Annotated in this window: 17 protein-coding genes; 9 read left to right on the plus strand and 8 right to left on the minus strand. The window is 56.9% G+C overall.

The window, feature by feature from the left end:
- Positions 1–274 precede the first annotated feature (274 nt).
- Together K0A93_04685 and K0A93_04690 are read right to left on the minus strand one after the other, a co-directional pair.
- Positions 275–550 carry an XRE family transcriptional regulator gene (locus K0A93_04685; protein MBW6511403.1) on the minus strand — a complete coding sequence of 92 codons (276 nt, stop codon included), beginning with the start codon at positions 548–550 and terminating at the stop codon, positions 275–277.
- Positions 551–566: 16 nt separating this feature from the next.
- Entirely contained in the window at positions 567–1859 is a 1293-nt protein-coding gene (locus K0A93_04690; protein ID MBW6511404.1) for a HipA domain-containing protein, read from the minus strand.
- A gap of 701 nt (positions 1860–2560) precedes the next feature.
- On the opposite strand from K0A93_04690, the gene mltG reads away from it, so the two are divergent.
- The 8 genes from mltG (at position 2561) to K0A93_04730 (ending at position 11022) form a co-directional block, all read left to right on the plus strand.
- The gene (gene mltG, locus K0A93_04695; protein ID MBW6511405.1) at positions 2561–3559 is read left to right on the plus strand and encodes an endolytic transglycosylase MltG; all 999 of its coding nucleotides are present in this window, start codon (positions 2561–2563) and stop codon (positions 3557–3559) included.
- A gap of 33 nt (positions 3560–3592) precedes the next feature.
- A complete protein-coding gene (locus K0A93_04700) occupies positions 3593–5575 on the plus strand; it encodes a response regulator (GenBank protein MBW6511406.1) in 1983 nt (660 codons plus the stop codon).
- A 387-nt stretch (positions 5576–5962) separates the two neighbouring features.
- Positions 5963–6481: a peptide deformylase gene (gene def, locus K0A93_04705; GenBank protein MBW6511407.1), complete on the plus strand. Its 519-nt coding sequence runs from the start codon at positions 5963–5965 to the stop codon at positions 6479–6481.
- A gap of 29 nt (positions 6482–6510) precedes the next feature.
- Positions 6511–7434 (plus strand): methionyl-tRNA formyltransferase, encoded by a 924-nt coding sequence (gene fmt / locus K0A93_04710; protein ID MBW6511408.1) that lies wholly within the window; start codon positions 6511–6513, stop codon positions 7432–7434.
- A gap of 76 nt (positions 7435–7510) precedes the next feature.
- On the plus strand, positions 7511–8230 hold the full coding sequence (locus K0A93_04715) for a DUF116 domain-containing protein (protein MBW6511409.1): 720 nt from the start codon (positions 7511–7513) through the stop codon (positions 8228–8230).
- Between the two features lie 87 nt (positions 8231–8317).
- A complete protein-coding gene (gene htpX, locus K0A93_04720; GenBank protein MBW6511410.1) occupies positions 8318–9148 on the plus strand; it encodes a zinc metalloprotease HtpX in 831 nt (276 codons plus the stop codon).
- Between the two features lie 70 nt (positions 9149–9218).
- Entirely contained in the window at positions 9219–10571 is a 1353-nt protein-coding gene (gene rsmB / locus K0A93_04725) for a 16S rRNA (cytosine(967)-C(5))-methyltransferase RsmB (GenBank protein MBW6511411.1), read from the plus strand.
- A gap of 46 nt (positions 10572–10617) precedes the next feature.
- A complete protein-coding gene (locus tag K0A93_04730; GenBank protein ID MBW6511412.1) occupies positions 10618–11022 on the plus strand; it encodes a CoA-binding protein in 405 nt (134 codons plus the stop codon).
- 57 nt (positions 11023–11079) lie between these two features.
- Here the strand turns inward: K0A93_04730 and K0A93_04735 are convergent, their stop codons facing one another.
- The 5 genes from K0A93_04735 to K0A93_04755 form a co-directional block, all read right to left on the minus strand.
- Positions 11080–11394, minus strand: a complete 315-nt coding sequence (locus K0A93_04735) for a cupin domain-containing protein (GenBank protein MBW6511413.1) — start codon at positions 11392–11394, stop codon at positions 11080–11082.
- A gap of 68 nt (positions 11395–11462) precedes the next feature.
- Entirely contained in the window at positions 11463–14003 is a 2541-nt protein-coding gene (locus K0A93_04740) for a molybdopterin-dependent oxidoreductase (GenBank protein MBW6511414.1), read from the minus strand.
- A gap of 110 nt (positions 14004–14113) precedes the next feature.
- The gene (locus K0A93_04745; GenBank protein ID MBW6511415.1) at positions 14114–16072 is read right to left on the minus strand and encodes an FAD-dependent oxidoreductase; all 1959 of its coding nucleotides are present in this window, start codon (positions 16070–16072) and stop codon (positions 14114–14116) included.
- Between the two features lie 214 nt (positions 16073–16286).
- A complete protein-coding gene (locus K0A93_04750; GenBank protein ID MBW6511416.1) occupies positions 16287–16703 on the minus strand; it encodes a hypothetical protein in 417 nt (138 codons plus the stop codon).
- Between the two features lie 47 nt (positions 16704–16750).
- A complete protein-coding gene (locus K0A93_04755) occupies positions 16751–18616 on the minus strand; it encodes a bifunctional homocysteine S-methyltransferase/methylenetetrahydrofolate reductase (GenBank protein MBW6511417.1) in 1866 nt (621 codons plus the stop codon).
- 47 nt (positions 18617–18663) lie between these two features.
- Between K0A93_04755 and K0A93_04760 the strand changes: the two genes are divergently transcribed.
- A complete protein-coding gene (locus K0A93_04760) occupies positions 18664–20004 on the plus strand; it encodes a serine protease (GenBank protein ID MBW6511418.1) in 1341 nt (446 codons plus the stop codon).
- Here K0A93_04760 and rpe read toward each other — a convergent pair.
- A complete protein-coding gene (gene rpe / locus K0A93_04765; GenBank protein MBW6511419.1) occupies positions 20001–20660 on the minus strand; it encodes a ribulose-phosphate 3-epimerase in 660 nt (219 codons plus the stop codon). The two genes, K0A93_04760 and rpe, sit on opposite strands and share 4 nt — an antisense overlap.
- Positions 20661–20832: the final 172 nt, after the last annotated feature.

The following is a 20832-nucleotide window of genomic DNA, read 5'->3' on the forward strand; positions in this document are numbered from 1 at the left end:
AGTTTTCTTCTGCCGATTTTCAGCTTGAGTTGTTGAACAGGGCGGCCTGTGTCGTGGCGGTGTCCGCTGTATGGAGGATGTGCAGCAATTCCCTGGGATGAACACCCTGGCGTTTGGCCGTCTGCACAAGCGTTGGGATGATGCTGCGTTAATTGGGGGACGTTGTTAAGCTGGTTAACTTGTCGTTTTTCCAAGGCATTCCCACATCTCAACCCGATTTCTCTTTAAAAAGGCCAGCCTTCCCAAACTCCTCGAATTTGGTCAATTGGTGCCGCTATTCGCGCCTCTTTCGCACAAATCCGACATCTAATCCAAAGGGGGCGCCGATGGTTCTAAGTGTTTTCAGCGTCGGGTTCCCTTGCCCCGTCTCTACGGCCTGCAAGGTTTCGAAGCCTATTTTCAAGACCTTTTCCGCGTAGTCCCTCCTGTTCATGCCCAATACCTTGCGCATCATTCTTGTTGCTTCCGCCAAGGTGATGCACCCCTCCTCTATGGCGTCAAACAATTCCCGGCGCAGTCGCTTTATTTCTTTCTCATCTGGTCTTTTCATGGACACCGACCCTTTATCACTGTGGCGGACACGCCTCTTTTAAGTTTTTGGCTATCTGCCGGATTCTTCCTAAAAGGTCATCGAAAAGGCTTTCCTCAACGCCGCAACGAATCATTATCTCTGGCAGACGCTCAACTTCGAGGGCACAATCAGCAAACCAATTGCGCAGGTCTTTGCTGTTGAGGTCTGTTTCCTTTTCGAGGTCCTCAGCTACACGGCCCCAGTCGGGCAATCCGATCTCCTTTTCTCCTTCGGCGTCCCACCGATAAGCCCTGGCGATTCCTTCAGGGTCCTTAAACATCGGGGCAAAATCGAAGAGTGGAGACAGGACGACTTCCCCCGAGGGAAATTTCAGAAATGCTGTGTTCCTGCCGTGGTTATCCGTGTTTCTCAGCGCAACATTGAGGATATCCCTTTTGATGTATTCCAGAATTTCTTTGTGAGGCTCGGTTGTGTAGCGTCGGATCATCTTGCAGGCCTTGTTGTGGGAGCCTCTAATCCCAAATTCACTGATGCCGCAAATCGATGCCATGCTTTCCAGCCCGAATCGCTCCACACCCCCTTGTGTCACCCGTCGATCAAAGCGACGGACAAAGAGGGCGCCGTCTTCATATTCCAGGGGGGCTGCGGTCCGCAGGCCGAAGGCCCTGGCTACCTCGTAATAGGGGGCCTCGTTGCGAAGCACCAGCCTGTCGGCCTCTGTTTTTCCTCTTGGGAATTTGACCAGCCAATGGCACTTGGCTTGGTCTTCAGGAATGGCGCCTTCTGCATGCCAATGGCCTTTGTGGTCCTCCATCAGCAAAAATTTTGGAGCCTGTCCTTGCACGTCGCTGGCTCCCGCAACCAGCGCCCCGTTGGCTTCAGCGTACTCAATAAAGTCGACGTTTTTCTCTACAATCTTCTTCTTTTCAAAGCCGGGGTGCTCTTTTGGCTCGACGGCGGCTCCGGCAATGCGGAGATTGCCGGGCGGATTCCCTGTCGCAAATCTCAAAAGCTGCCACCAGGACGAAGCGTCATCTTTAATCCCAAGCATTTTGAGCCAGGCATCTCTTGCTGCGCCGGTCGGCAGCAGGTCGAGCAAAAAGGCCGGCCAACTGCCGCCTTCATAGCTGTCAAAGTTAATGGGGTAACGACACCCAACCCGGTCGACGATTCGGTCTTCCTCCATTCGCGAGAGGACATAATCAACATCATATAGGAGGCGGCATTCAGCATGATACCCCGCCCCGTAATTTTTTCCGTAGACACCGAAGTCGGCTACCTTGCGCCACTCCCCTTCGGCATATATTTCAATTATGACCTCGTCCATTCATTAACTCCAAAATCTTTTTATTGGATTATGATCCCATAAAAATGCCATATATTCTTTAAAAATTGGGTTTATAATACCATAATTATTATATTTTGGCTAATTAAATCTGTGGCACCCGCATGGCGACAACGTATATTCGTCACCATTTGAATCGGTTTGTCGGCAGGGCGGTGCCTGCGTTGAATGGGTGACCCTTATTTGAAGGAGGGGGGGTGGCTGAAGTCGCGGGCCATTTCGAGACGCTGGGATCTCAAGACATAAATCACTTCAGTGAGGTTCGGCACGTCCCTCTAATTATCCGGGCTCTGTTAAATAATTGGTTATAATCCTGTATTTTTGAGCGTCATATCAATTTTGATAGGGCTATGGGCCTATTTTTAGTTGTCCCTCTAATGGGTTGCCCGAAAATCTCGCGAGCCTTCGTGAACGCGGTCGGCGGGGGATATTTTTCTTGATGACACCGACCGACAGTCATTGCTGGATCGTTTTTCAAATTTGCTGGCACTGACGGAAACGCGACACAAGAGGACATCCTCGCTATTTTGACATTCGGATGAACATTTCAAGAATGTCAACATTTCAACGACGTATGGCTATCAGCTTTGCGTATGACTGGAACGCTAATTCAAATTCTTGCGCCAGCGCCCAAACTCCTTTATGATGAATCATTTATTTATTAACCCCACTGTTTTGAGCCTATGAAACGACGCAATTTATTCATTATTATCGGCCTTGGGCTGTTCCTGTGGCTTGCTGCGGCTGGCGTTGTGGCCAGCCGTTTCTTGACCACCGCAGTGACTCCGTCGCACGCGGTGCTGATCGACGTTGCTCCAGGGCAGTCTTTTGCAACCACGACACAACGGCTGGTTACGCAGGGGATCGTCAGTGATGGGCGAAAATTCAGGTTGCTGGCCCGCTGGCGTCAAGCCGCACGGCGGATCAAGGCCGGGGAATACGAATTTCGCGTGGCGGCAACCCCCGATCAGGTCCTTGCTCGGCTGATCTCCGGCGATGTCTACAAACGCAAGGTAACCATCCCGGAAGGGTTTGACTTGCGCCAGATCGCTGCACGTGTCGCCGCTGCCGGTCTTGTCCCGGCGACCGACTTTCTCAGCACAGTGACTGATCCGGATTTTGTCCGTGCGCTGGATATCGATGCACAGACGTTGGAGGGCTACCTTTTCCCCGAGACATATGCCTTTTCCCGTGGCACCTCGGTGAAACAGATCGTATCCGCCATGGTGGGGGAGTTACGTACCCGACTCAACCCGGAATTGCTCGCCGCTGCCGCGAAAGTCGGTCTTGATCCTCATCAACTGGTGACGCTGGCATCGCTGATCCAGAAAGAGACCGGCGTCAATGCCGAAATGCCCCTGATCTCGGCGGTGTTTCACAACCGGTTGAAACTGCGCATGCCGTTGCAGACCGATCCGACGGTGATCTACGGGATTGAAAATTTTGATGGCAATCTGACCCGCCGTCACTTGCGCGCCCCGACGCCGTACAACACCTATACCTTTGTCGGGTTGCCACCGGGACCGATAGCCGCACCGGGCGCACAAGCGCTGCACGCAGCGGCCCATCCGGCGGAGGTCGACACGCTTTATTTCGTCGCCAAAGGGGATGGGACCCACCAATTTTCCGGCAACCTGCGCGACCATAATCGCGCAGTACGACGTTATCAACTTCGTCACTGAACTTTTTGGTACTGACTATCGCAACGGGGTACGATGTCGCAACGCATTCTGATCGCCGAAGACAATCCGCATATCTGCACCGCGCTGAGTGCACTCTTGCAGCGTCGCGGCTTTGCGCCAGAAACCGTCGCCGATGGGGTGGCAGCACTGACGCGAATTGTTTCCTCCCCCCCCGATCTGCTCTTGCTCGACCTCAAGCTGCCACGTCTGCACGGCATCGATTTGCTTAAAAAACTGCGTGCAAGTCTGCGCACCAAAGATCTGCCAGTCATCGTCATGTCAGGGGTATATCAGGGTGACAAACACGTCCAGGCCGTGCGTTCACTCGGGGTCAGCCATTATCTCGCAAAACCGTTCAAGCCGGAAGCCCTGCTCGCGGCGCTTGAGGCGATGCTCCCGGCTGCCACGCAGCCGGCACGCCCTTCAGTTTCTGGCGGCCGCAGCGGTCCGTCATTGGCGTTTGATCAACTGTTGATACAGGCCTGGCGACGCCGTTTTACCGGGCGCTGCGAGCTGACCACTGCGACCGGAAATCACCTGCTGATCTTTTGCGACGGCTTGCCGGTGGCGGTTCGCCCCGGCTTTGTCTGTCATGATCTTGGTGAGTATCTGTCTAAACGTAAGCTGGTGACCGAGGAAGAGTGCCGTTACTATCGCAGCGGTGGTGAAGGGCGGGGCGAGACATTCGTGCGCATGGGCTGCTTCGATGATATCGTCCTGGCGCGCGAGCAGTTCGGCTGGCTGGCGGAGGAGTTAACCGCCGGCTTCGGCCTGCCGCCGGGGCAGGTTAAACTGCAACCTCTCGCGCCCTTATCCGACTGGCGACCACCTGGGGTGGGCATGGCACAGATCATCTATCATGGCTTCCACCGCCATGGCAGTGTTGCGGCGCGGCAGGAATTGCGACAACGTTTTGGCGCCGAGTATGTCGCCTTTGCGCCCGCCTATTTTCGGCATATCAACTTTTTAGATCTCAACGAGGAGGAACAGTCATTTATCGCGCGTGTCGACGGCAACCGGCGGCTCGATGAGTGTCTGGGTGACAGTGATAAATTGTTGCCCCTGCTGCAGACGCTGGTCGCGTTACAGATGCTCAACTTTGCCCCCTCTCCACTCGTTGCGGCGACAGCCGATTTTCCGGTGCGGCGTTTTTTCAATATCCCGGAGAGCGACGATCTTGATGGGGTTGAGGAAGCGACGCTGGTCAAATTTGATGATCTGGTCAGCGCCGCTGATGGCGAGGCAGATTTCGCGGCACCGCCGCCAATTACGCAACAGGCTGAAACAGCGACAGCGGATCTGGGGCAGCGGATTCGTGCCACCCATGCCGAATTTGAAGGGAAAAATTACTACGAAATATTCAAGTTGCGGCAGGGGGAATTCTCTTTTGACAAACTCAAGGAGCGTTATTTTGATTATACCCGCAGTTTCGGTCCAGAAGTGCTCATGCAGGTGGGGGGTGCCGAAGCGGTGCTGGTTGAAAAGATTCTCGATACCGTAACCACGGCCTATAACACCTTGTCCGACGTGGTCAAAAAGGAGCGCTACGACGAGATGCTCGGCTCCGAAAAGGTGGGGCTTGGCGAAGCGGGAGATGATCTTTTTCAGGCCCAGGTGCAATATCAGTCGGCCAAGGTTTTCCTGGAAATGGAAGAGTGGGATAACGCCGCCAGCGCCTTGCGCGACGCCATCAATCACGATCCGAAAAACGGGGAATACCAGGCGCATCTGGCCTGGGCAATCTATCGTAACCCCAAAAACGCCAACAGCAAGGCGATGCTCGACAATGCGCGACAGATGCTCAATCGGGCGATTTCAAACCAGAAAACCGCCGACGGCTTTGCCTACAAGGGGTGGATTCTGTTTGAAAACGGGCAGGAGAACCTGGCTGAGGCGGAATTCAGCAAGGCACTGAAAATCACCCCCCGCCACACCCTCGCCCGCAACGGGTTGAAAACGCTGAATGAAAAACGCGAGCAGGATAATAAAGGCCTTTTCAAACGGATGTTTCGCTGAGAATAGCGGTCGTTGACATTGACATTTGACGTGCGCAACCGCTATCATCACTGGATAGTTCAAGCTTTTTGTATCACGGCACAAACAGCAAACACGCAATGGCCCAAATCCCTCAAAGCCCGTTTTTCATGTCTGTTTGAGCTTCGTGGCACAGAGCATTTATTTTTTAGTAACTATTCACCTGCCCGTCCAAGGGTCGTCATCCCCGAGTGATCCTGTCGGGGATCCAGACGTTCAACCTTGAAAACCCTGGATTCCGGCTGAAATCTTGCCGGAATGACGCTGTAGGAGTCGCCTTCAGGCGCGATTGTTCGCGGCTAAAGCCGCTCCTACGAAAGAGCTGAACAGTTACATTTTTTATTCCAGAACAGATAACGAGTTTTCAAGATGGCACTTCTCAAGATATTGCACTACCCCGATCCGGTGTTAAGCCGCGTGGCAGAACCGGTCGACACAATCGACGCTGCGTTGCGGACGTTGGCAAGCGACATGGCCGAAACCATGTATGCGGCCCCCGGCGTCGGCCTGGCCGCCCCGCAGGTGGGGATATCACGTCGTTTGATCGTCCTTGATTGCACCCCCAAAGATGAACCGCGGCAGCTTTACACCGCGATCAATCCGGAAATAGTTGCGCACAGCGGGACACTCTTTGAAGAGGAAGGGTGTCTTTCGGTCCCCGGCTATTATGCGCGCGTCGAACGCGATGCAGAGATCACGGTACGTTTTCTTGATCTTGCCGGGGAGCAACACGAGCTGACCACTGACGGCCTTTTGGCCGTGGCCTTCCAGCACGAAATCGATCATCTCAATGGAATGCTTTTTGTTGATCGACTGTCATCATTGAAAAAATCGCTGTTCCGTAAAAAATACAAAAAAATTCTCGCTCAGCTGGAGGAATCCCTTTGATCCGTCCTGAAGAACTGCGCGTCGTCTTTATGGGAACCCCTGACTTCGCCCTTGCCGCCCTGGCAGGGCTGATTGCTGCCGGGGTTGATGTGTGCGGTGTGTTCACCCAGCCGGATCGCCCCAAGGGGCGCGGCAAACAACTGACCCCCCCGCCGGTCAAGCTGCTGGCTGAACGCCACACCATCCCGGTTTTTCAACCCACCCGGTTGCGCAGTCCCGACGCGGTCGAAGTGGTGCGTGCACTGGCTCCTGACCTGATTGTGGTCGTTGCCTACGGGCAGATTCTCCCGCAAAGTGTCCTCGATATCCCCCGCTTCGGCTGCATCAATGTGCACGCCTCGCTGCTGCCGAAATACCGCGGAGCGGCACCGATCAATCAGGCCCTTGTTGACGGTGCAACTGAAACCGGGGTGACAACGATGCAGATGGATGCCGGTCTTGATACCGGTGCCATGCTGGTCAAACGGGCGTTGTCCATCGGCCCTCTCGAAACAGCCGGGGAACTGCACGACCGGCTGGCCATACTGGGGCGCGAGGTCCTCGAAGAAACCTTGCGCCAGCTGTGCACGGGGACACTGCACCCCGAGGTGCAGGATGATGCGCTGAGCAGTTATGCCCCGCTGATGAAAAAGGAAGACGGGTTGATTGACTGGAGCCGCAGCGCCGCCGCGATTCATAATCAGGTGCGCGGGTTGTCTCCCTGGCCCGGAGCCTATACGTTGCTCGACACCACCGTGTTGAAACTGGCCGCAACCACGCCGACACACAGCCACGGCTCAGCCGGAATGGTGCTGGCGGTGGAGGCGGACGGAGTCGTGGTCGCCTGCGGGACAGGTGCGTTGCGTATCGGCACCTTGCAGTTGCCGGGGAAGAAGTGGCTTTTGGCGACTGAATTTGTTAAGGGGCACCCTTTACCACCGGGAACCCGCCTGGGATCCGCTGGTGACAGATAAGGCACCACTGAGCGGCACGGTTTGCGCCGCCGAGGCAGCTTACCGCCCCCGCAAACGCCTTTTTATCGGACTGTTGATGCTCGCCTGCGGGGTGATTCTCGGCTTAACCTTCCTGCTCTGGTGGGTGCCGAGTGTCGGGCTGCATGCGATCCACCCGATTCTGCCGACCATCTTTGGTACCCTGCTGGCCTGTCTGGTTTTTATCATTGTCGGCGGACTGGCGCTGCTGATTCTCACCCTGCTCACTGAACGTGACCTGTTTATTTCTGAACGATTACGCGGAATTGTCATCCGCTACCTGTTTCCGGCAATCATCACCATCGGTCGACTGGTCGGCGTTGATCGAGACACTCTGCAACAATCATTTATCGTTCTCAACAACCAGCTGGTGCGCGCAAAAAAAGTTCGCGTCCCCGCCGAGCGCGCGCTGATTCTGCTCCCCCACTGTATTCAACTGTTCGATTGCGCGATCAAGATTACCGGTGATGTGGGCAAATGTGTCCGCTGCGGCAAATGTGATATTTCCGAGCTGACCGCACTGGCGGCGCATTACGACATCGACATTGCCGTCGCCACCGGCGGCACCCTGGCGCGCAAAATTATTGTCGAGAAGCGCCCGCTTTTTATTCTCGCCGTCGCCTGCGAACGTGACCTGACCTCTGGTATCCGTGACGCCTACCCGCTGCCAGTACTCGGTGTCCTCAACCGGCGTCCTTACGGCCCCTGCTTTAACACCAGGATTGTTTTTGACGAGGTTGAGCGCGCATTGCAGGAACACATTATCAACGTCTCTTGATTTTTTTCCGGTCGCTGCTTATATTAGCCACCAGAGCAGAGTAACCGTGCACCGATGAACAACTTGACAAAGGATAAAACAACCATGATCAATATGATCCGCACCACCGCACTGATGACGCTGCTGACACTGGTCCTGGTGTGGGCTGGGAACATGCTGGGCGGACAGAGCGGCGCACTCTTCGCCCTGATTCTGGCCGGCGCAATGAACCTCGGTTCCTACTGGTTCTCCGCTAAAATCGTGATCAAAATGTATCGCGGTCGTGAGGTAAAGGAAGGTCCGTTGTTTGACGTCGTGCATGAAATCTGCACCCGCAACAATTTGCCGATGCCGAAAGTCTACATCCTGCCGCAACCCACGCCGAACGCTTTCGCTACCGGTCGCAACCCGCAGCATGCGGTCGTTGCAGCGACCGAGGGGATTACGCAGATTCTCAGTCGTGATGAGCTGAAGGGGGTGATGGCCCACGAGATGAGCCACGTGATGCATCGTGATATTCTCATCGGCTCAATTGCCGCAACGTTCGCCGGGGCCATTTCCTACATGTCGCACATGGCGCAGTGGGCAATGATTTTTGGCGGCGGACGGGATGAGGAGGATGGCAACCCGGTGGCGCTGATCATCCTGATGATCCTCGGACCGATCGCGGCAATGCTGATCCAGATGGCGATTTCCCGTTCGCGCGAGTATGAAGCCGATCGCGGCGGCGCGCTGATGTGTGGCAATCCCCACAATCTGGCCAACGCCCTGCGTAAACTGGAGATGGCCAACAGCCGCATGCCGATGGCGCAGATGAACGAAGCGACAGCACATATGTTCATCGTCAACCCGCTGCGCGGTGCCGGGCTGAAAACTCTTTTTTCGACACATCCGCCGGTCGCGGAACGCATACGCCGACTCGAAACCATGCAACCGTAACGGGCCTGGCAGCATAATCAGCTCCGGGGGCGTGACTCTCACGCCCCCGCTTTTTTTGGGGAACTCTCTCATGTCACAACCCGATCCCCGGCGTATCGCCTATTATGTCTTGCGCAAGGTTCAGGAAGCGGATGCCTACGCCGACCTGGCTTTGGACGCCGAATTAAATGCCGAACCGCATCTTGACCCACGCGACCGGGCCCTGGCAACGGAACTGAGCTACGGGGTGTGCCGTTATCGCGGGCGACTCGATTTTGCCCTGGCGCATTTCTGCACGCAGGCGCTGGCCAAGATTGAGCCCGGCGTTCTCGATCTGCTGCGGTTGGGCACGTATCAATTGCTGATTCTCGATCGCATTCCGCCACGGGCAGCGGTCCATACCACTGTCGAGCTGGCGAAAAAGGTCGGCTTGTTGCGCGCCGCCGGATTTATTAACGGCGTGCTGCGCAATCTGGAACGACGTAAGGCCGAGATTCCCTGGCCTGCGCCGGAGCAGCCGCTCGACTACCTGACCCACTATCTGTCACTCCCCGGCTGGCTGGCAAAGCGCTGGCTGGACGAACTCGGCGCGGATCAGGCATTGCAGCTGGCCGCCGCACAACTCGAAGCGGCACCATTGACCCTCCGGGTGAACACACGGGTAACCGATCGTGACTCATTTCTGGCCCAGCTGCATGCCGCCGACCATCCGGCCATTGCCACCGGCTACGCTCCCGAGGGGGTGACGCTGAGTGGTCGCGCGGCCATTTCGGCGGCGGCACTGACCTCCGGAACTTTTCAGGTTCAGGATGAGGCGAGCATGCTGATTGCGCACCTGCTCGCCCCGCAAGCGGGGGAACGGATCCTTGACGCCTGCGCTGCCCCTGGCGGAAAAACGACCCACATCGCTGCATTGGCCGACAATCAGGCGCAAATCACCGCCCTTGATCTGCACCCGCATCGGGTGAAAATGATCAAGGAGGGAGCGCGACGCCTCGGTTGCTCAGGCATTGATGCCCGCGTCTGGGATCTGACTCACCCGCCAACCTTTCTGCCGCAGGCCGGTTTCGACCGGGTGCTGGTCGATGCCCCGTGCAGCGCGCTCGGCGTATTGCGCCGCAACCCCGATGGACGCTGGCGACGGCAACCGGACGACATCCCGCGCCTGGCGGAGTTGCAACGGATGATTCTCGCTCAGGTTGCGCCCCTGTTGCGCCCCGGAGGCACGCTGGTTTATTCGGTGTGTACACAGACGGCTGAGGAAACAGAAGAAACCGTTACCCTGTTTCTGGCCATGTATCCGGAATTTTCCCGGGTCGATTTGCACAGCACTGTTCCGACAGGCTGGAGCACTTTAATCGATGAATGTGGCGCGTTGCGAACCTGTCCACAACGGCACGGTGGAATGGATGGATTTTACGCGGTCCGCTTGCTCCGCAACTGAGTCGCCGACGCACTCGAATCAACCACTGACTCATGCGGAGGTTCTGATGACAACCGAGGAACGTATCAGCAAATTTTTCAGCGCCGAAGCTTTCGCCGTCGCCGGCGCTTCAGCGAATCGCGGCAAATTCGGGAACAAGGTGCTACGCTGTTACCAGCAGCATCAGCTGCCAGTAACGCCGATCAACCCCACTGCCGACGCAATCGAGGGGCTGCGTTGCGTTGCGCATATCGACCAGCTCCCGGCCAATGTCAAGAGTCTGTCGATCATCACCCCGCCAGCAATCACCATACAACTAATCCCCCAGGCTGCCGCCCACGGGATTGAAAACATCTGGCTGCAACCGGGCGCGCAGAGTCCGGCAGCGATCGCCGCCGCCGAAAAACTCGGCTTGAACGTCATTGCCGACGGCAGTTGTCTGCTGGTGGTTCTCGGTTATCACGACCATTAAAGCAAAGGCCTCGACATGATCATGTCGAGGCCTTTTTGTTTCACATCAAACGCGCACCTACCCTGCCGAGATGCTGACAAAAACCAGCCCGGAGTCGCCGCGATTCTCAATGCCGTGCGGCTCACCGGCTGGCGCGTGGAGGATCGTGCCAGAGGTAACATTTCGTGATTCTGCCTCGCTCAGAAACGACCCATCCCCTTCGAGCACCACCCAGACATGATCACCTGCGTGAACGTGAGAGTGAATATGCTGCCCCGGCAGCAGACACCAAAGAGTTGTCCGGGCATGAACCCCTTCGTGAAGCACCACCTTGTTGGCCTTCTCTTTCGAATAGACCACTTTATCTTCATAATCGCAGAAACTTGTTTGCATAGAATGCCTCCGAATGAAAAAACGCCCCGGCAATACCGAGGCGCTGAGTCATAAACAGCTGCGGGAGATCAGCCTTTAGTGACCTGAACCGTAACCAGATTGGTGTCGGCAGGGATAACCTGCTGGATATTTACATCAGCAAAATGATAAGGAGCGAAAATCAATCCCGCCGGGACCTTGCTGCTGACCCGTGCCGGACCGACTGTCTCACCAACGGTGGTAACAACTTTAACCGCATCACCGTCCTTAACCCCGATACGGTCTGCATCGACCGCGTTCATTTCGATATATCCGCACGGCGCGACCTCGTTGGGGCCAGGTGCGCAGGTAGAGGTGGTGCCAAAGTGGAAAAGAATCTTACCACTTAACAACTGCAAATCATCAGTCGGCGCGGTTTGCGGGGCAACAGCGCTATAGCGCAAGCTCTTGTCCGCCGGACTGAAAGAAGTTTTCCAACACGCCGCATCGGTGACGAAACAGGTGTCATTGTAAATCCCTGCCAACTGCTTGATTTCGAGTTGCACGGTGGACATTTCCGGTCGCACGCCACCACTCAGCCGGGCATACAGTTCAGCCAGAATCGCACCGTCCTCACGGGCCTCGCCAACCGGATCGAGCGCTTTGCGCAGCACATTGATGCGTTGATCAGCCGCTGTGACCGTGCCACTCTTCTCAAACGGCGTCGCCCCCGGCAGGACAACATCAGCCATTAGCGTCAGTTCGGTCGCGAGAATGTCTTGTACAACGAGAAAGTCAATCTTCTCCAAAGCCTTGCGCCAGCGGGCACTTTCGGGGAAAGAAACCAGCGGGTTGGTTGCCGCCAGATAGAGTGCCCTGATCTCCCCACTCTCAATCCCGGCAAGAATTTCCCCGGCGTTGCGCCCGCCTGCGGGGAGGGTCGCGTTCCAGGCCTTGGCGAACGGCGCACCGGCAGCGTAGTCGTGTCCACCCGGCAGCAGCTCGGGACAGACGCCCATGTCGAGCAACCCCTGCATGTTCCCTTTTTCGTCGAGCGGAAAGAGACCGCCGCAATCGCCGTGCAGTGCACCTGAAACCAGCGCCAGATTAGCCAGCGCGGCGACGGTGGCTTCTGCCTCACGCCCTTTGCTTACATCGGCACCAAAGATCAGGGCCACGGAATCTGCACTTCCCAAATAGCCGGCCGCTGCTTCGATCAACTCGCGAGCAATCCCGGTTACGGCGGCGGCCTGGTCAAGATCAACCTTGGCCAGATCGGCCTGCAACTCATCAAGATTAACGACAAAACGCTGCAGATAATCCTGGTCAGCCAGCCCGCGATCAAGGATGACCTTGGTCAGCGCCGTCGCCAGGGTTGCGCCACTGCCTGGTCGATAGGCCAGCGTTGCATTGGCCTGACGATCCAGTTTGACTGCGCGCATATTGGCGACGACCAGTTTGGCATCACGTTTGCGATTTGCCTGCTGGATCTGCCAGTCAACCGCCGGAGCCTCGGCAGTGACATCGCACCCGAAAACCAGGATCGACTGAGCGACACCGATCCGATCAAAACGGTTACTGGCCCCTTGAAGATTTAGCGCCGCGCGCAACGTCCGGTAAGTGCGCAGGGCACCAAAGCGCGCCTCGGAATCGATATTGTTACTGCCGAGGGTAACGCGGAAGAGTTTCTGAAAGAGATAATTTTCTTCGTTGGTCAGCCGCGGCGAGGCGAGGCCGGCAACCGCTGCGGGAGCAACCTGCTTGAGTCCGGTGACCGTCGCGGCGAACGCCGCGTCCCACGAAACCGGCTGTTGCCGCCCCTGCACTTTGAGGAGCGGTGCGGTCAACCGTTGCGGAGAATTGGAATAACCGTAACTGTAGAATCCGCCAATACAAAGGTTGCCGTTGTTGACGGTGGTGGCGTCAGAGGTGATACGCAAAATTTGCCCCTGGCGGGAATTGATGTCGATCTGGCATTGGGCGCTGCATGCGGTGCAGACCGAGGGCGTTTTTTTCAGCACCCACGGTCGCGCCTTGAATTTGAACGTTTTGGAAATCATCGTGCCGGTCGGGCACACAGCGACGCAATTGCCGCAGAATTCGCACTTGTCGAGGTCCTTGTCGATAAACGCCTTGTCGCCTTTGTCGTTGATGAACAGTGCCCCGGAGCCAACCACTTCGTAGCAGACCTTGACGCACTTTTCACAGAGCACACAACGGTTCGGCACCTGCTGAATCAACGGCCAGTGATCAATCGTTGCGGCGCTGACATCCTCGGCAGCAAACGGCTGGGAGACAACGTCATGTTCGTAGCAGACATTCTGCAACTCACATTCGCCCCCCGCATCGCACACCGGGCAATCGAGCGGGTGATTCACCAGCAATAACTCGATCGTCTGGCGGCGAATTTTTGCTAGTTGCTCCGACTGGGTGGTAACGACAATGCCGTCAGCCACCGGCGTGTTGCAGGCGGTCATCGGTTTGTCAACCCCGTCGATTTTGACCACGCAAAGGCGACACGCGCCGGTCGGCGAAACCTTCTTCAAAAAGCACAGAGTCGGAATCCGAACTCCCACTTTTTCAGCAGCTTCCAGAATAGTCGCTCCAGCGGCAACCTCAACAGCTTTTCCGTCGATGGTCAGCTTGATCATCGGTGTCTCACCTCAAACGTTGAATAACGGTCGATAACGCTTTACAGCCGTATCGACCGTTATTGTATTATGAAACTTCCCGTCGTCTCGATCTGATCGCGACCGACCTTTCAGTCGTTAACCGCAACCATTCCCACCCGGTAGCAGCGCAGGCATCGCTCAGCTTCGCGCACCGCCTGGCTTTCCGGCATGGCCAATTCAATCTCGTCGTAATTTTGCGCCCGTTCGGCACCAGTAACCTTTGGCTGATGCTGACGATGTAGCCCACCGAGAATGCCAATCTGCTCATTCTTGTCGAACACACCAAGATTGTTGATCACGTCTTCCATGGCGTCTTCTTCATCGAGATACGCTTTCCCCTCGGTGAGGTAGCGATGCATTGCCCGCGCTGCACGGCGACCGTGACCGACCGCAACAACGACAGTCATGGCTCCGTACTCGCAATCACCGCCAGCAAAGACACCTTCGTTGTCAGTCATCATCGTCCCGCCCTTGGTCACAATGCTGTTCCAGCGGGTCTGGTTGATGCCGCAATCGCCATCTTCCAGATAGGAGAGGTCAGGGTCCTGACCGATCGCCGGAATAACCAGATCACAGGGAATGACATATTCACTGCCGGGAACTTCCTGCGGACGCCGTCGTCCCGAGTCATCCGGCTCGCCAAGTTCCATCTTGATCACCTCGACCCCCACCACCTTGTTGTTTTCAGTGATCAGCCGGGTCGGGTTACGCAGAAACTCAAACTGGACATTCTCTTCTTCGGCATCATCAACTTCGTACGACTCGGCCGGCATTTCCTTCCGTGTCCGGCGGTAGACCAGAATCGACGCCTCCGCTCCTTCGCGCAGGGCGACCCGCACGCAGTCAATTGCGGTATTGCCGCCACCGACAACGATGACCCGCTTCGACGTGACCATCCCCTCACCCAGAGCGACCGCACGCAGATAATGGATACCGCCTTCGGAAAAGCCTTCGTAACCCTGGTCTTCGCCCTCGACCCCCATCGGCTTCGATTTGAACGCGCCAGTACCGAGGAAGATGGCATCGTACTGCGCCTTGAGCTCCCGCAGGGAAACATCCCGTCCGAGTTTGACACCATACTCAATCTCGACCCCCAGCGCGCTGATAATGTCAGCCTCGCGCTGCAACAGCGGACGCGGCATCCGGTAGTCAGGAATTCCAACCGCGACGGTGCCGCCGGGCTCGGTAAGCATATCGATAATTTTGACTTTATGCCCTTCAAGGGCGAGATAGTAGGCACAGGTCAAGCCAGCTGGTCCAGCGCCAACCACTATCACCTTTTTCCCGGTCGGGTTTTTCGGCGCCATCGGTGGTTGATGATGGTGCATCCACTCGTGGTCGGAAGCAACCCGCTTGAGGACCATGATGCTGACCGGCTCATCGACCAGCGCACGCCGACAAGCCGTCTCGCACGGATGCGGGCAGACCCGACCGCAAACTGCCGGAATCGGCATGTTGCGCCGAATGCTGCCGAGGGCTTCAACATGGCGGTATTCCTTGATTTCTTCGATGTAGGAAGGGATATCGATATGTGCGGGACATTTGTCAATGCACGGCGCAGTCAATTTGCCGCGATACGCCTTGGCCGGGGTGGAGCTGCGTTCGCCACGGAGGTAGGCACGATAGTCGTCACGGAAATATTTCAGCGAATCGCGTACCGGCACCGCCGATGTCATGCAGAGCGTGCACTTGCAATGTTCCAGCAATGTAGCCGCTGCTTCAAGCGCATCGAGATCCTGTTCCTTCCCCTGCCCGGAGATGATCCGCTTCAGCGTGTCCTGCAAAACCCGCGTCCCTTTTCTTCCGGGCGAGCACTTGGCGCAGCAGTAATTCTCCTGCACCCGCTGCATGTACGCGGCAACCAGAGTCACGACATCAGTGGTTTTATCCATGACCACCAGACCATCCCAACCAATAAACGCGCCGACCTTGCCCTCGGTGAGATAGCTCTCGGGCAAACGAACCTTCAATGACGCCAGGTCAGCGTCGCCACCGGCGCGGTTATCAACAATATTTCTTCCCCAGCTGGAAAAAACGACCTCAGCCAAGTTGACCTCCTCTTGTTGCCGTCTGCGAACCAAGCGTAAAAAAAAAGACGGAATCTTCCGTGAAGAATAACGCTGTTGGTTTGTTCTTCAGCGCTTACGCAACCCCGTCAGGCTGTATACAGTATGCAGCTTAATAGCACAACCGCCGCGCGTAAATCAAGGGAAAACTTGAGTATTTCTAACCGTTCCGGCGCAGCGGATACAACGTGGAAAATTACCGCAAAGGACTGAAATCACTATCGATCAGCCAGATTCCGGGGCGCGTCCAACCATAATCGAGATAGATCCACTCCAGATCGATCCGGGCCGTGCGAATCCCGGTGGAGGGCAGCCGGTAGTATTCCATCACCAGGGTCATTGGCCGCCGACCATCGCGCCCCGCTGGCCCCGCTTTTTCAAAATGGACCTCGACCATTTTCAGGTCCTGTCCCGGCGCGACCACGGCGGTTTGAAACGTCTCCTGCCGTCGTGCGGCAACATGCCGCACCGCACCCTGATAATCAGCCCAGCGCAGCCGCTGACAAAAATCGTCAGCGCTCGATTGCAAATCGGTCTGGTTTGAATCCAGCAATGCGCAGCCGCACAGAACCAGCAGCCCCACCATCGCCAAAAACCGTAAGCACCAACGCATCGTTGACCTCCATCCTGCAATTTTCTGCGCTACGCCGCGCAACAGCTTCAGCCAACCTGTGCCTGGGCACGAATCATTTCCAACAATTCCAGTGCCAGCTCAACCCGCCCGAAAGGCGGCATCAGATAGAAGCCGCCCACGCGCCCGTGCGCAGCAGCGATCAACTCCCGCGCGATACGCATCCCCATGGCGACCCCGACCGCACCGGACGTTCCACGCATCCGCCCGCGAATCTCGTCAGGCAGGGTGATTCCCGGCACTTCATTATGCAGAAACTCGGCATTGCGCTCGCTGACCAGCGGCAAGATACCAACCAGCACCGGAATAGCAAACGGTTCAGTGGCAGCAAGCAACCGGTCGAGAACTGCAATCGAATAGACCGGCTGGGTCTGGATGTAACGCGCTCCGGCGGCAACTTTTTTCTTCAGCTTGTGCAGTTGTCCGGCAAGATTTTCCGGATTGGGATTGAACGCCGCGCCAGGCTGGAAACTGGTTCGCCCCCCAAGGGTGTTTCCCATCAGGTCACAGCCATTATTGAGCGCAGCGAGTAATTCGAGCAAGCCGACCGAATTGAGGTCAAAAACGCCGGTTGCGCCTGCTTCGCCACCGACGGCAACCGGATCACCGGTGACCGCCAGAATATTGCGCAGACCGAGCAGATGTGCCCCCATCAGGTCGGCGTGCAGGCCAATCAGGTTGCGGTCGCGACCGGTGATATGGACGATCGTTTCGACCTTGCAGCGCTGCTGAATTTCCCGCGCCAGAGCAATATTGCCAAGGCGAATCCGCGCCAGCGGATTTTCCGCAATACTGATCGCATCAACCCCTGCGTCAGCGAGCAGTTGTGCGCCGGCAAGAACCTTGTGACAATCGAGACCGCGCGGCGGGTCGAGCTCCACCGTCACCACGGGGCGCTCTCCCCACGCCGCAAGAAAGTTGCGTCGGGGCTCAACCGGTGCAACGGCAACCGGTGCCGCACTCCGCTCTACCGGCAGGCGCGCAACCTGCGTCCGCAGCGGTGTCAGCGCGGCAACCGCAGTGGCCAGGGCGGCAATATGCGCGGGGGTTGTGCCGCAACACCCGCCGATCAGGGCCACGCCGTGGGCGACCAGATCACGACCGCGGGCCGCGAAATATTCGGGCGTCGCCAGATAAATATTGCGACCGTCGACATATTGCGGAAAACCGGAGTTTGGAAAAGCCGACAAAGGCAAGGTGCACGCCGCCGCAAGATCCTCCACCACGCGGATGATCCCCTGTGGGCCGGATCCACAATTAGCCCCGATCACCGCCGCTCCGGCAGCGCTCAAGGCGCGTGCGGCGGCAGTCGCTGTCACCCCGTCGCGCGTGCGTCCCGCTTCAAGAAACGCCAGTTGCGCCACCGCCGGCAAGCCAAGTTCATGGGCAATCGCCAGCGCGGTTTCAAGATCTTCAAGCTTGGCAAATGTTTCCAGCAGAAAAAGATCGATGCCGCCGTCAGCCAAAGCCGTCATCTGCTCGCGCAGCACCTCCTGCGTACGGTCGCCAACCGTTTCGTCATCATCCTCACGCAGGCGCGGCAGCGGGCCGACGGAACCAGCAACAAAACGGTGCTCTCCCGCCGCCTGACGCGCCAGGGCAGCACCGACCCGATTGATTTCAACGGTCTGCTCCGCCAGGCCACTGGCCAGCAGACGCAGCCGGTTGGCACCAAAGGTATTGGTCTCGATAAGCTGCGCCCCGGCAGCCAGGTAATCTTCGTGGGCGCGCCGCACCAGGTGCGGATCGCGCAGGTTAAGTTGTTCAAAATTAACGTCAAGCGGCACACCGCGACTGTACAGCAATGTCCCCATCGCGCCGTCGCCGACGATCACCTGGGTATTGAGCCGTTCAAGGAATTCAACACTACGAGGAGAAAAATTTAATAAACTCATGTGACAAATGCTTTCAAATCAGATATTCTCGCGGAATGTCATCCGTTATGCCATATTCCACAATAAAAATAAAGCGCTTCCCCCGGCTGCCGATGGCGGTTGTCGTGCTGGTATGCGCCCTGTTGCTGCTCTTTGCCCCGCTCGTCCAGGCGACCAGCATCGACCACGCCTGGCTGAGTGTCAGCATCGACACGCTGATCCATGACGAGCTGCGCTGGCGACCGGAAAGCGTTGCCTCACTCAACCGTTTTTTCCATCAGCGCGCGGCGGATTTCGGTGATACGCTTGCCGAACGGCTGCGGCGTATGCGCCCGAACCTCACCTTCCGCCTGTTCCCGACGGCCCCGGATGCCGCGCTGTGGCAATTGCGTGACAACGGTAAAAAAAACAGCCTGCTGATTGCTGTCGACATCAAATTCGCCTACGTCCCGGTCGCGGCGGATGACAGCCCCCGGTTGACTGCCCGGAGCAGTTTCTGGACCGCGCTGTCTGAAATACCCCTCTTTTCCTTGCGTTCCGAAGCAACCTTGAGTGCGGTTCTTTTTGATGACAATGGTCAGCGACAATCATTATTCGCAGAGCTTAAAATACCTCTTGAAGAACACGTCGCTGGTGATTTTTTTGCATCGGGGAAAACCGCTGAAAAATGGGATATCCTGACCGGCCTGGCCGACAAACTTTTAGCGCGCCTCATTAACCGCAGTAGCATCGAATTGGGGCGCATTCCTGTCGAACTCAGCTCGCCCCGGGAACCGACGATGGCCGCATTCCCTTTTCTGGCGCGGGTCAATTCCGCTCAGGGGCAAGGCAGTGCTTTCGTTATTTCGCGCCGCGGCTTTGCGCTAACCAGCCTGCACGTGGTACAAGATGCCGAATGGTTGACGCTAAAGTGGTGTAACGGCAACCAGTTGACGGCCTTTGTCGTGGAACGACTCCCGCAATACGATCTGGCGGTCCTGTCTTTCCCGCGTCGGCATGAGGAACCCGCCGAATTCGGCGATGACAGTGGCCTTACGTCGGCCAGCATCCTGAACGCCATCGGTTTTCCCGGCGCAACCCCGGAGGTGGCCACCGCCCGCTATCTGGGGCAGGAAAAGCATCAGCAAACCGAAATTATCATTATCAGCGCCGCACTCGAACCGGGTTATTCCGGCGGACCGTTGCTCGATATTCAGGGACGTGTGGTTGGCATGACGATCAGCCGCGACAGCAGCCAACCGAACACCGGGCATGTCATTCCGGCAACGACGCTGCGCAAGGTGATCGCCCCCTGGCGCGATTTCCCCCGAGCCCCCTGGGCACGCACCCAGGACGCTGAATTCAATGGAAAAATCCCCCCGGAAGAAACCCTCCAGGAGCACCGGGAGTCATCCAGTGGAAGGATTTAACCCCTTGTGCCGTTGTCGTGCAGCGCTTTTATCACGGCGGCATAATCATCCGCACTGAACACCGCACTCCCGGCCACAAAAACATCCGCCCCGGCAGCCGCAATGGTAGCGATATTGTCGACCTTGACCCCGCCGTCGACTTCCAGCTCGATCGATCGACCACGCCGGTCGATTTCACCCCGCAGCGCGGTAATCTTCTCCAGCCCGGAAGGAATGAAACTTTGCCCACCAAAGCCGGGATTCACGGTCATCACCAACACCAGATCCAGATCGTCAAGAATCACCTCTAGCGTGCTGACCGGAGTTGCCGGGTTGATCGCTACCCCCGCCCGCTTGCCGCAACTTTTAATCAACTGCACGGTGCGGTGCAAATGTGCCGTCGCCTCCTGATGAACGACAATGATATCGGCGCCCGCTTCGGCAAAAGCAGGAATATAGCGATCAGGATTCGCGATCATCAGATGAACATCCAGAGGCAGGCGGGTCACCTTGCGCGCGGCACTGACGATAAGCGGACCGATAGTGATGTTCGGCACGAAATGACCGTCCATGACATCGATATGAATATAATCAGCACCGGCGGCTTCAACCGCCTTGATTTCTTCGCCGAGACGGGAAAAATCGGCAGACAGGATGGACGGGGCAATTTTAACCATAGGGACTCCGTAGAAAAGTTAAGGTGATCCTCTTTTGATGCACTCGCAAAAACTCAAAGGGTGGCTAAGCAAAAATTTCGTCCTCCAAGGCTTGGTGGTTTTTCAGGGGCGAAGGCCTGCATCAGGTAGGTCGAGGTCCTGAAAAACCAGCGTAACGCAGTAGCGCGGACTT

Source organism: Desulfuromonadaceae bacterium (assembly GCA_019429445.1).
In the GTDB taxonomy this organism is placed as follows: domain Bacteria; phylum Desulfobacterota; class Desulfuromonadia; order Desulfuromonadales; family JAHYIW01; genus JAHYIW01.